10 protein-coding genes and 1 pseudogene (1 of these 11 only partly in view) are annotated in these 11,503 nt (G+C 62.4%); 3 read left to right on the top strand and 8 right to left on the bottom strand.

Going from position 1 to position 11,503, the window contains the following annotated elements:
* Positions 1–514 (top strand): annotated as a pseudogene (locus JSS27_20890) (SDR family oxidoreductase) (it extends 249 nt beyond the left edge of the window).
* 93 nt (positions 515–607) lie between these two features.
* Positions 608–1,987 (top strand): protoporphyrinogen oxidase, encoded by a 1,380-nt coding sequence (gene hemG, locus JSS27_20885; GenBank protein ID MBS0211406.1) that lies wholly within the window; start codon positions 608–610, stop codon positions 1,985–1,987.
* 36 nt (positions 1,988–2,023) lie between these two features.
* Here hemG and JSS27_20880 read toward each other — a convergent pair whose 3' ends face one another.
* Both JSS27_20880 and JSS27_20875 read right to left on the bottom strand, forming a co-directional pair.
* Positions 2,024–2,767, bottom strand: coding sequence for an RraA family protein (locus tag JSS27_20880; GenBank protein MBS0211405.1), 744 nt, complete (start codon positions 2,765–2,767; stop codon positions 2,024–2,026).
* Between the two features lie 370 nt (positions 2,768–3,137).
* Positions 3,138–4,703: a Do family serine endopeptidase gene (locus JSS27_20875; GenBank protein MBS0211404.1), complete on the bottom strand. Its 1,566-nt coding sequence runs from the start codon at positions 4,701–4,703 to the stop codon at positions 3,138–3,140.
* A 314-nt stretch (positions 4,704–5,017) separates the two neighbouring features.
* On the opposite strand from JSS27_20875, the gene rnc reads away from it, so the two are divergent.
* Positions 5,018–5,755 (top strand): ribonuclease III, encoded by a 738-nt coding sequence (gene rnc, locus JSS27_20870; GenBank protein MBS0211403.1) that lies wholly within the window; start codon positions 5,018–5,020, stop codon positions 5,753–5,755.
* A gap of 10 nt (positions 5,756–5,765) precedes the next feature.
* Here rnc and glnA read toward each other — a convergent pair whose 3' ends face one another.
* The 6 genes from glnA to rdgB all read right to left on the bottom strand — a co-directional run bounded on the left by glnA (position 5,766) and on the right by rdgB (position 11,257).
* Positions 5,766–7,178, bottom strand: a complete 1,413-nt coding sequence (gene glnA / locus JSS27_20865; GenBank protein ID MBS0211402.1) for a type I glutamate--ammonia ligase — start codon at positions 7,176–7,178, stop codon at positions 5,766–5,768.
* 213 nt (positions 7,179–7,391) lie between these two features.
* Positions 7,392–7,718, bottom strand: a complete 327-nt coding sequence (locus JSS27_20860) for a metalloregulator ArsR/SmtB family transcription factor (protein MBS0211401.1) — start codon at positions 7,716–7,718, stop codon at positions 7,392–7,394.
* Between the two features lie 529 nt (positions 7,719–8,247).
* A complete protein-coding gene (locus tag JSS27_20855; protein ID MBS0211400.1) occupies positions 8,248–8,760 on the bottom strand; it encodes a hypothetical protein in 513 nt (170 codons plus the stop codon).
* A 23-nt stretch (positions 8,761–8,783) separates the two neighbouring features.
* Positions 8,784–9,152 carry a hypothetical protein gene (locus tag JSS27_20850; GenBank protein MBS0211399.1) on the bottom strand — a complete coding sequence of 123 codons (369 nt, stop codon included), beginning with the start codon at positions 9,150–9,152 and terminating at the stop codon, positions 8,784–8,786.
* Positions 9,153–9,187: 35 nt separating this feature from the next.
* Positions 9,188–10,477 carry an amidohydrolase gene (locus JSS27_20845; protein MBS0211398.1) on the bottom strand — a complete coding sequence of 430 codons (1,290 nt, stop codon included), beginning with the start codon at positions 10,475–10,477 and terminating at the stop codon, positions 9,188–9,190.
* 183 nt (positions 10,478–10,660) lie between these two features.
* On the bottom strand, positions 10,661–11,257 hold the full coding sequence (gene rdgB, locus JSS27_20840; protein MBS0211397.1) for an RdgB/HAM1 family non-canonical purine NTP pyrophosphatase: 597 nt from the start codon (positions 11,255–11,257) through the stop codon (positions 10,661–10,663).
* Between the last annotated feature and the right edge of the window lie 246 nt (positions 11,258–11,503).

Here is an 11,503-nt window from a genome sequence, read left to right as displayed (position 1 = left end):
GGTCAACAACGCCGGCGTGACGCGTTTCATCAACCACGGCGATCTCGACCGGGTCACCGGCGAAGTCTGGGACGAGCTGTTCGCCACCAACGTCCAAGGTCCGTTCCAGTGCGTGCGCGCCGCGCGCGAACACCTGGAACGCCACGGCGGCGCGGTGGTCAACGTGGCCAGCATTGCCGGCATGCGCGGCGCGGGGAGCTCGATTCCGTATTGTGCCTCGAAGGCGGCGCTGTTGAATATGACGATCTCGCTGGCGCGCAGCTTGGCGCCGCGCATCCGCGTGAACGCCGTCGCGCCCGGTTTCATCGAAGGGCGCTGGCTGCAGCAAGGGCTCGGCTCGCGCTACGAGGCGGTCAAGCAGCGCGTCGAGCAATGCCTTCCCCTGGGCCGGGTCGCCACGCCCGATGATATTGCCCAAGCGATCCTCAGCTTGATCCAATGCGAGCATATCACTGGGCAAACGCTGGTTTGCGACGGCGGTATGACGATCGTCGATCCGATGATGTGGCGGTAGTTTTCGCGATTTTGCCCCGTTTTACCCGGCGGCAGGGAACAAGGACCGACTGGTTTGAGCGAAGCATCGACGACAAAGCCGCGCAAGGTTGCGATCATCGGCGGAGGGATCAGCGGGCTGGCGGCCGCTTACCACCTCGGCGAGCGCCACCCTGCGGTCCAAGTCACGCTGTTCGAGGCGAGTCCGCGGCTGGGGGGCGTGCTGCAAACCGATCGCCGCGACGGCTACCTGCTCGAGCGGAGCGCCGACAACTTCATCACCAACGTCCCCTGGGCGCGCGACTTGTGCGAGCGACTGGGGCTGGGCAACGAGTTGATCGGCACCTCGGCCGTCGATCGCCGCGTCTACGTCGTTCATCGGGGCAAGCTCCGCGCGATTCCCGAAGGGTTCATGCTGCTCGCGCCACAGCGCCTGTGGCCGATTATTACCACGCCGGTGCTCAGTCTGCCGGGCAAGCTGCGAATGCTGGCCGAAGCGTTTGTGCCTCGCCGTTCCAGCGACGATGATGAAAGCCTGCAAGCATTCGCCGTGCGCCGCCTGGGTAAGGAAGCCTTCGAGCAACTGGTGCAACCCTTGGTCGGCGGCATCTATACCGCCGATTCAAGCAAGCTAAGCCTAGCGGCTACGTTGCCGCGGTTCATCGAGATGGAGCAGCAGCACGGCAGCCTGATTCGCGCGGCACTCAAGCAGCGCAAGGCCGAGCAAGCGAGCGAAAAAGGCAGCGGCGCCCGCTACGGCCTGTTCATGACACCGCGCGGCGGTGTGCAAGCGCTGATCGACGCGCTGGCCGCCAAGCTTTCGGCCGTGAACATCCACACGGGTACGCCGGTCGAACGACTGGAGCGCGTCGAGAATCGCTGGCGCATTGCGACCGGCGCGGGCGACCCCCAGGAATTCGATGGCCTGATCGTCTCGGTCTCGGCCGTCCAGGCCGGCAAACTGCTGGCGGCCATTGACCACGAGTTGGGCGCGACGTTGCGCGAGATCCCTTACGCCGGCAGCGCGGTCGTACTTTTGGGCTATCGACAATCGCAGTTCGCCCGGCCAATCGAAGGTTTTGGCGTGGTCGTGCCCGAGGTCGAGCGTCGCGAAGTCCTGTCGATCAGCTTCAGCAGCCAAAAGTATCCTGACCGTGCCCCGCCAGGATGCGTCTTGCTGCGAGTCTTTTTCGGCGGCGCGGCGCGCCCTGACCAGTTGACCTGGGCCGACGCGCGGCTGGTCGACGCGGCGCGGCGCGAACTGGGCGATTTGCTGGGGGTGACCGGCGAGCCGGAATTGGTGGAAGTGGCCCGCTGGCCGCATCACATGCCCCAGTATCACGTCGGCCACCTCGATCGCGTGGCGACCATCGAACGCCGCGCGGCCGAGCAGCCTCACCTGGCGCTGTGCGGCAGCGCCTATCGCGGCGTGGGCATTCCCAACTGCATCCACAGCGCGCAGCAAGCGGCCGAGCAAGTCTGCCGCGGCTGGTGATGGCTCGCCTTGGCGGTGACGATACAGACGCCGCGACTATTTCGGCGACGCGCCCTTGCGCGACTGGACGCGCTCGGTCAGCTTTTTGACCACGGCCGAGAATTCCTTGCGGGCGACGGCCAACCCCTGGGCCGTTTTCGTCCCCGGGCCGCGCACATAGTCGAGCACGATTTTCTCGGAGGCGACGAATTCGTCGGCCACGGGGCCAATCTCGGTGGCGATGTCCATGGGGATTCGCGTCACGCCGTTGGCGTCGCCGTGCAACAGCTCGCCATTGCGAACCGTCAGCCCGCCGACGCGAACCGGCAGGCCGATGTGCAGAATGTGGCAAAAGGCATGCGAGCAAATGGTGCCGCCGGTGAAGACCGGATAATTTAGCGCGCGAACCTGTTCCAAGTCGCGACCACCGCCGCTGGTAATCAGACCAGCCGAGCCGAACCCTTGATAGACCGAGCACATCACTTCGCCGAATGTGGCGGCCACGGCCGGGTCGTCGAGATCCTGGAACACCACGACCGCGGGCCCGGGCAGCTCGGCGAACTTGGCCACTTGCTGGTCCATCGAGCCGTAGGCGTCGCCACCCGACGGGGGCGCGTCGCTGCGAAACGACGCGGTCGCGGCATAGCCAACCATCGGCGGCAAGGTCGGAAAGACCGACTTGATGCGGCCGTCCATGTAGCCGGCGTTGCGCGGAATGACGTCGAACAGCTCGATGATGTTGCAAATGGTCGGCGTATCAAAGCGGCCCAAGTGGGCCAGCGTATCAGCGGTGATCGGCATGTTGCGAGATCCTTGGCGGTAACTTAACGGAGATGATTCAGTTTTCAGGCGTGCGCGATAAATACCCCTCCCTTTCAGGGAGGGGCAAGGGGGAGGGTAGAGACGTCACAGGCCAATCGATGCTAAGCGCAGCGATCGTACTCATTGGCGCAATACGATCTGGCTCGCAACGCGTTTACCCTCACCCGCTGCGCTTCGCTCCGCGACCTCTCCCTTAAAGGGAGAGGTGTGAAAGCTGGCCCGGCGGGACTAGTACCATACCAAAAAAAACCGCCGTACACCGCCCCCGCGGGGGCAAATGCACGGCGGTTTGAACTTTTCCAAAGGCTCGGCGATTCACCCTGTTTCGCCGGGCCATTTAGCCCAAGGGTTATTGACCCTTGATCACGATAAACTCGTTCCGCTCGCCGGCGCGAACCAGCAGCAACAGACCTTCCTTCAACGAGGCGTCCTTCAGCGTGGCCTGGAAGTCACCGACGTTTTCGATGGTCTTCTGGCCGACGCGCAAGATCACCATGCCGACGCGGACCTTGGCCTGCTCGGCCGGGCTCCCCTCTTCGACGCTGGTGACCACCACGCCCTTGGCGTTGCGGATGTTCAACTGCTTGGCGACATCGGGCGTCAGTTCGCTGACCTCCAAGCCCCATTCGTTGCTGGCGAATTGGGGCGATTGCGATTCATCGTTCTGCTTGTTGCTGCGGCGAGCCGTCTTGCCGAACGAATCGGGCAACGTCTGCATCACCACTTCCAACGTCATGGGCTTGCCGTCGCGCAACACCTTGACCGGCTGGCGCGAATCAATCGGCAGTTGCTCAACCACTTCGCGCAAATCGCTGGTGTTGCGGACCTTCTTGCCCGCGAAGTCGACGATCACGTCCCCTTCGTGGAACTTGGCCGTTGCCGCCGGCGAGTCGGGGAAGACTTCGGTCACGACCACGCCCGGCTGATCCTGCACGCCGAGCTTTTCGGCCAGCGACGCGGTCAGTGGTTCGATCCCCACGCCCAGGTAGGCGCGCTGCACGTTGCCGCGCTTGATCAACTGATCGACCACCCAGCGAGCCAGGTTGCTTGGAATGGCGAAGCCAATTCCTTGGTAGCCGCCGCTGCGGCTGTAGATGGCCGTGTTGATGCCAATCACTTCGCCGTCCAGGTTCACCAGCGGACCACCCGAATTGCCTGGGTTGATCGCGGCGTCGGTCTGCAAATAGCGGGCGCGTTGATCGGCCCGAATGCTGCGCCCCTTGCCGCTGATGATGCCGGCACTGACGGTCGATTCGAGTCCGAATGGGTTCCCGACGGCGATCACCCAATCGCCGATTTCCAGCGCGTCGCTATCGCCCAGCTTGGCCGAGGGGAGATTGCTGGCCCCCTTCAGGTAAATCACGGCCAGGTCGGTCTGAGGATCGGTCTTGATGGTGTTGGCCTTGAATTCACGACCGTCGCTCAGACGGACGGTGATCTCATCGGCCCCTTGCACGACATGGTTGTTCGTCAGCACGATACCCGACGAGTCGATGATCACGCCCGAGCCCATCGACTCTTGCGGCTGGCTATGCTGCTCGAAAGGCATCCCTTGCATGCCATTGCCGCCGAAATCCTTGAACATGTCCTCGAACGGCGTCCCCTTGAACGGGTTCTCGCCCGGCTGCATTTGCCGCTGCTGGGGACCGCTGCGTTTGATTTGCTTGGCGCCGGTGCGGGCGTCGATGGCCACGACAGCGGGTAGAATCGTATCCGACGCTTGGCGAAATACTTTGGACAAGCCGCGGGCGTTTTGCGTCGCGGCCGGATCGACCGGCGTCACTTTGGCGACCGGAGCTTGCGCCCAGGCGTGCGTGGTTTGATGGCCGGGGATCAAGGCGATCCCGGCCGTGGCCGCGCCGATCACCACCCAGGTGATGGCCCAAGCCACTTTGTTCGATAACTTGGAACTCATGCTCCGTCCTCCGCAAAATAATTGATAGCGTGTGTGAGACGTTGATGGTTAATTTGGCAGACGAGGAAACAATCCGCGCCTGTTTCGCATCGATTGATACGCGGCCGGGCCGAAAAGGTGCAACCGGTTTTGCACAAATCTCGGGCCGTGCGCACTGTGGATTTGTTGCCAGCGGGGGGCCGCTTCTTGCTCTCCTAAAGGGAATGTTAAGCGCAGGGCCAGGGCGGGCCAGCTAAGATTGACAAAACATCAATCGCCATTTAGGCTTACGAATATTGGCGAGTTGCTCGCATAGTTTACTTAGGGTCGGTTTCATGCCCCGCAGTCAGGAACCGGAAACATTTCTTAACGAAGCCGATCTGCTCGAACACTGCCAGCAGCGCATCGGCTACCGGTTTCAAGATTGCGCGTTACTGCGGGCGGCACTCACGCACGCCTCGGGCGCCCAGCACCGGTTGGCGTCGAACGAACGGCTGGAGTTCCTGGGCGACGCCATTCTCGGTGCGGTCGTCTGCGAACTGTTGTTCCGTCGCTTTCCCGAGTACCTCGAAGGGGACCTGACCAAGGTCAAATCAATCGTGGTCAGCCGGCAGACCTGCGCACGCATCAGCGAGAACATGGGGCTGGACGATTTTCTGTTCCTGGGCAAAGGGATGGCCACCCAGGGAACCGTGCCACCGTCGCTGATGGCCAACGTGTTCGAATCGCTGATCGCGGCCACGTACCTGGACGGCGGTTTCGATCCGGCCCGGGCGTTGATCGAACGCTTGGTGGGACCGGAAATCGAGTCGGCGATCGAAAGTGATGAATCGACCAACTTCAAGTCGATTCTCCAGCACCTGGCCCAGCGTCAATACAGCACGACGCCGACGTATCAGTTGCTGGACGAAAAAGGGCCCGACCACAGCAAGTGCTTCAAGATCGCGGCGCAAATCGCCCGCGAGCGCTTCCAGCCCGCCTGGGGTCGCAACAAGAAAGAAGCCGAGCAACGAGCGGCGCGCAACGCGCTAAGCGAGATCAACGGCGAACCGGCGCCGTTTCCGGCAGAGTAATTCGGCGCGACTAGATATCGTAGTACAAGCAGAACTCGTACGGGTGCGGGCGCAACCGCATGGCGTCGACTTCTTTTTCGAGCTTGTAGCGAATCCAGGTGTGGATCACGTCCTCGGTGAACACATCGCCACGCAACAGAAACTCGTGATTCTGTCGCAGTGCGCCGAGTGATTCTTCCAACGAGCCAGGCGCCTTGGGAACTCGCGCCAATTCCTCGGGCGGCAGGTCGTAGATGTCCTTGTCGAGCGGGTCGCCCGGGTGCATCTTGTTTTGAATGCCGTCGATCACCGCCATCAGCATGGCCGAGAAAGCCAGGTAAGGATTGCAACTCGGGTCCGGACAGCGGAACTCGACGCGCTTGGCCTTGGGGCTGGCGCTGTACATCGGAATGCGGCAAGCCGCCGAACGATTGCGCTGGGAATAAGCCAGATTCACTGGCGCTTCGTAACCCGGCACCAGTCGCTTGTAGCTGTTGGTCGTCGGATTGCTAAAGGCGAGTATCGCCGGCGCGTGCCGCAGCAAGCCCCCCATTGCGTAGATCGCCGTGTCGCTCAGGCCGGCATAGCCCGAGCCGGCGAACAACGGCTCGCCGCCGCGCCATAGCGAAATGTGCGTGTGCATGCCGGAGCCGTTGTCGCCAAACAGCGGCTTGGGCATGAACGTCACCGTCTTGTTGTGCCGGCGGGCGACGTTCTTAATGATGTACTTGTACATGCACATGTAGTCAGCCATCGTCACCAGGTCCTGGTAACGAAGGTCGATTTCGCACTGCCCGGCCGTGGCCACCTCGTGGTGCTGAGCTTCAACGTCCATGCCGCAGTCGATCATCGACTGCATCATTTCATTGCGGATGTTCATCAACTGGTCGGACGGCGGCACCGGGAAATAGCCTTCCTTGTGCCGCAGCTTGTAACCCAGGTTCGGGCTTTCGACGCGGCCGCGATTCCACTCGCCTTCGACGCTGTCGACGTGGTAGTAACCTTCGTGCGAGTTCTGGTCGAACCGCACGTCATCGAAGATGAAAAACTCGGCCTCGGGGCCGATGTAGCAGGTGTCGGCGATGCCCGTGCTTTTCAGGTAGTTGACCGCCTTGCGGGCCACGTTGCGCGGGTCGCGCGTGTAGTCCTCGCGGGTGACCGGGTCCTGGATGTTGCAGATCATCGAGATGGTCGGCAGCGTCGTGAACGGATCGAGGACCGCGGTCTCGGGGACCGGAACCAGGGTCATGTCGCTCTCGTTGATCGCCTGCCAGCCGCGAATGCTCGAACCGTCGAAGCCCAGGCCGTCCTCGAACACTTCCTCGGTCAGCTTGCCGACCGGAATCGTGAAGTGCTGCCACAGGCCGGGGAAGTCCATGAACCGCAGATCGACCGCCTTGACGTCCTTTTCGCGGCAGAAGGCCAGAACTTCACGAGGCTTCATCGCGCGCTTCTCCCCAGGTGTCTGATTCATAAGGATTCGAGGGCCGCCCCGAGCAGTAGTGGAAGGATCCGATCGCCGTTCACCAGGCGCGCTCATTCGCGCCAGCGACCATGATAGCGCGCCCCCAGGGCAACGCAATCCGAGGAGCGCGCAATTTTCTCGCGGCGGCAGCCCACGGAAAGGGCCACGAATCGGGTGAGATTTGGCCGCTCGCTACGCGCTTTGCGGGTCCATACGCTGATCGGCCGCGCGGCGCGCCCCCTCGGGCAACAGCACCGTCATGCCGCGGCGCAGCCAATCGATCCGGTCGGGCAGGATCGAATAGAAGTTGTGCTTCCCCTCGCGGCGCAGCGACACCAGTCGCGCCGCTCGCAACAGCGCCAGGTGGTGACTCACCGCCGGCTGACTTTGCTCGAGCAGATCGCACAGCGCTCGGACGTGCAACTCGGGACGCCGAGTCAAGAAGTACAAAATTCGCAGCCGGGTCTCGTCGGACAAAAGCTTGAACACGCCGACCAGGTCGTTCAGCGTGTTGAACATGGTGGCCGCTCCGTCGATCGAGTCGCGGAGTGCCTGGCCGTCGGTCGAGGGCGCAATGGCGGAGCTGATCATGGTGGGCTTGCCTCGCGTTGAACGTGCGCGTTTGATTGTCACGGTGACCCGCATCATGCGCGTCTCGCCCGCCACGGGATCATGCCGTTCGCGCAACCGAACGCATCACCCCGAAGCCGCGTCAACGCCTTGGGCTGCCCTCATCGCGCGCGGCAGCGCACGACAACAAGCAGTTCAACGACGCCCTGACGGCTCGCAGCGCTCGAGACACTAACTTCGGACAAGATGATTGAGATAAGAAAAGAAAAGGTGCAACCGGGCCGACTGCCCACAACTGCAGAACACAGTTGGTCGAAAATCGTTTGGGCCAGCCGGTCATGGGGCCGCACCGCCGATTCTAAACGGGGGGATCGTGGCCGAGAAGTGCCGTTTGATTACAAAAGTCCGGGATTCGCGGGGGGCGACGAGTTGTCGCCCCGCACCGCAATTGGAGAAAAGCAGCTAGACCGGCAATCGGTCAATGGTTACTTGGCGACGAACGCACGCCCGAGTCGGCCTCGATGACCACGGGACGCCGCCCGGCCAGCCGGCGGCTTTCAAACCAGTTGAGCACCAGTTCTCGCTCGCCTCCCCAGGGTAAAAACCCTAGCAAACGCCGGCCGGAATCGCCGTCGTCATGGCTCCAGAGCCAGACCCCCTGGCTGCCGATCTCCGCTTTGGAAATCGCGGGCCAGGGCAAGCGCGACTCGCGTCCCAGCAGCCGCTGGCCCAGCCCTTGAAAGCTCAATTCATAGGTCATCGGCAGCCAGAGCTTCCAACTAGCCAACGCCGCCAGCAGCCAAGCCAGCGGCGCCAGTTCCCACCGCGCGGTCACCCGCCAGACGGTCAAGACAATCGTGGCCGAGCAGACGATCAGCACCAGCCAGCCCGAGACTGAATTCACCGCCGTCGGCCAGACACGCCACCGCACCGGCGCCAACGTCAACGGGCCGCCTCGTTCGGTCGCGGTTTCATCGGGAGCAGGTTCCATGCCTGGGCCTCAATGACATCGGGCTACGTTTCGTCCGTGGCTGTCGTGTTGATCGCGGACGGCTGCAACATGCCACGGACAATAAACACCAAGAAGGCAAACATAAAGCTTGCCGTCAGCACCGTCCCCAGCGCGATCAGCCCAAACCGGTCGCGCATCAATACCACTTGCGGCGGCTCGTCGATCCCCACGGCCCGGCGCTCAGAGCCTTCGGGGCGTTTCGATTGCCGCTCGGTCTCGAGTTGCCATTCTCGCCACTGCTCGATCGCCTCGGGCGTGCCATATTCGGCCAGGATCATTGCGCGTGCCTGGTACAAACCTACGATGACCAGGGCGAGGTACACCACGTACGCAGCGCCAGTCAGCACCCAACCTAGCGGCGACGGAGACATTGAGTTGTCCATGAGCGTTATTCTAGCGCCGTCGATTACTTTGCCGGCTTACCGAGCAGTTCGAGCACGGCGCTGGTCATGGCCGAGACGCCCGTCACAATCGACGGCTCGGCGTCAGGATAATAGCGAGGCGAGTGCAACGAGGGGGCCGTCATGCCGGGGCGCTGATAGCCGGCCAGCCGCGGCGGATCGATGGTGCCGATCTGGAACTGAAAGATGGGGATTCCTTCCTGGGCGAACTGGCTGAAGTCTTCGCCCCCCATCGACGGCTCGGTCAGCACCAGGTTGTCCTCGCCGACCACGCGGCGGAACGTGGGCAACAGCCGAGTGACCAGTGCTTCGTCGTTCCATAGCGCCAAGGCGCCTTCGCTGAACTCGACCTTGGGCTCGGGAGCGCCGGCGCTGTCGGCGGCCGCCTTGGCCTTGCGGATGATCGCCTGCTGGAGCTTCTTGCGAGTCTCGTCGCTGAAGCTGCGAACCGTCAACTGCAACTGGCAGCGTTCGCCGATGATGTTGTGGCGTGTGCCGCCATGGATCGAACCGACCGTGACCACGGCCGGCTCGGTTGGCTTCATCTCGCGGCTGACGATGGACTGCAAATCGACGATCAAGTGCGCGGCCTGCACCACAGGGTCGATCGTCGTGTGGGGATAAGCGCCGTGGCCGCCGCGGCCATAGAGCGTGATGTCCACGCTATCGACATTGGCCAACGAATGCCCCGGCCGATAGCCGACCTTGCCGGTGGCCAATTGCGACGAGCAGTGCAACGCCAGGGCGAAGTCCGGCTTGCGGTACTGCGAGAACATATGATCGTCGATCATCTTGCGGGCGCCCGAGCCCGACTCCTCGGCGGGTTGGCCGACGAACATCACGCTGCCGCGCCATTGGTCCTTGTTGGCGGCCAGATACTGGGCCGTGCCGATCAGGCAGGTCATGTGAATATCATGACCGCAGGCGTGCATCACGCCGACCGGACGACCTTGCTTGTCGTTGATGCTAACTTTCGACGCGTAGGGAACACCTGTTTGCTCGACGACGGGCAAGGCATCCATATCGGCGCGGATCATCACGCGCGGTCCTTCGCCCGAGATGAGCAGTCCGACGATGCCGTAGCCGCCGACCGGCGCTCCCACATCGACGCCTACTTTGCGCAGCTCTTCGGTCAATCGCTGGCTGGTGCTCTTCTCTTCCAGCGACAGTTCGGGGTACTGATGCAGATGTTTGTAGAGGTCGAACAACGGGCCGACGTTTTCGCTGACCCACGCTTTGGGCTCACTCGCCGCCAGCGGAGCCGCGAGGCAGGCCGTCAAAACGACAGTCATCATGGACGTAAAAACGCGAAGCGTGCGCGAGGCGAACATAGGCTGTCCTTTAGCTGGCATGGCGTGACAAAGCGCTGGCTTGAAAGGCCGCGGCGACCACTCGTATCGTGCCGTCGCGCGCGACGGGAAATCAATCCCTGAACTGGATCGATTCAAGCAAATTCCCTGGGATTCATAAGATTGCAGTTAAGATGACAGGCAAACGAGCAATTCAAACGCGATCTTGCGCATGGCCCGGGCCCGATGGCTAAGGCACTTTTTCACCTCGGGGGCCAGTTCGCCGAACGTCCGGTGATACTCAGGCAACTCGAACAGCGGGTCGTAGCCAAACCCGCCAGTGCCGTGATACTCGGTCAGCATGCGGCCGCAACAGACGTCTTCGGCCCGGGCGCGAATGTTACCCGCTGGGTCGGCAAGCGCCACGTGACAGACATAGTGCGACGAACGTCGCTCGGTCGGCACGCTGGCCAGATCGGCGAGCAGCCGCTGGTTGTTGTCTTCGTCGGTCGCGCTGGGGCCGGCATAGCGCGCCGAGTAAACGCCAGGAGCGCCTTTCAGCGCGTCGACGCACAGCCCGCTGTCATCGGCCAACACCCAGTGTTTGACATATCGGGCATAGCCGGTGGCCTTGAGCGCCGCATTCTCGGCGAAGGTGGTGCCGGTCTCTTCGACTTCGGGTACGTCGGCAAACTCGCTGAGATCGCGAACCGTGATCCCCAGCGGCCCCAGCAGCGCCGCCAGCTCGATTCCTTTCTTGTGGTTGCGTGTGCCAAGGACCACCATCCGATTCGACTCAGCCATCATCAAGACACCGTTCCATTCTCAGACTTGAATTGCGGCAAAACTTTGCGGCTCAAACCGTTCGTACCGACGATAAGGCAATTGCTTTGATTCACGATAGACAGTTTGGGGTTGCGAAATCTCGTGCAAGGCGTGCATAAAAACTGCGCATGGCATGTTTTCTAGGCAAAGTATCTCGGGGAAATCTTGGTCCACAATCCCTGGCGGCACCAGGGAACATCGCATTCA

The organism is Planctomycetota bacterium, assembly GCA_018242585.1.
Lineage (GTDB): Bacteria > Planctomycetota > Planctomycetia > Pirellulales > PNKZ01 > JAFEBQ01.
This window is presented reverse-complemented; position numbering and strand designations above follow the sequence as displayed.

Coding starts and splice junctions, on each gene's coding strand:
- JSS27_20880 (MBS0211405.1), bottom strand. CDS start 2,767: ATGCCGATCACCGCTGATACGCTGGCCCACTTGGGCCGCTTTGATACG.
- JSS27_20875 (MBS0211404.1), bottom strand. CDS start 4,703: ATGAGTTCCAAGTTATCGAACAAAGTGGCTTGGGCCATCACCTGGGTG.
- rnc (MBS0211403.1), top strand. CDS start 5,018: ATGCCCCGCAGTCAGGAACCGGAAACATTTCTTAACGAAGCCGATCTG.
- glnA (MBS0211402.1), bottom strand. CDS start 7,178: ATGAAGCCTCGTGAAGTTCTGGCCTTCTGCCGCGAAAAGGACGTCAAG.
- JSS27_20860 (MBS0211401.1), bottom strand. CDS start 7,718: ATGTTCAACACGCTGAACGACCTGGTCGGCGTGTTCAAGCTTTTGTCC.
- JSS27_20855 (MBS0211400.1), bottom strand. CDS start 8,760: ATGGAACCTGCTCCCGATGAAACCGCGACCGAACGAGGCGGCCCGTTG.
- JSS27_20850 (MBS0211399.1), bottom strand. CDS start 9,152: ATGTCTCCGTCGCCGCTAGGTTGGGTGCTGACTGGCGCTGCGTACGTG.
- JSS27_20845 (MBS0211398.1), bottom strand. CDS start 10,477: ATGATGACTGTCGTTTTGACGGCCTGCCTCGCGGCTCCGCTGGCGGCG.
- rdgB (MBS0211397.1), bottom strand. CDS start 11,257: ATGGTGGTCCTTGGCACACGCAACCACAAGAAAGGAATCGAGCTGGCG.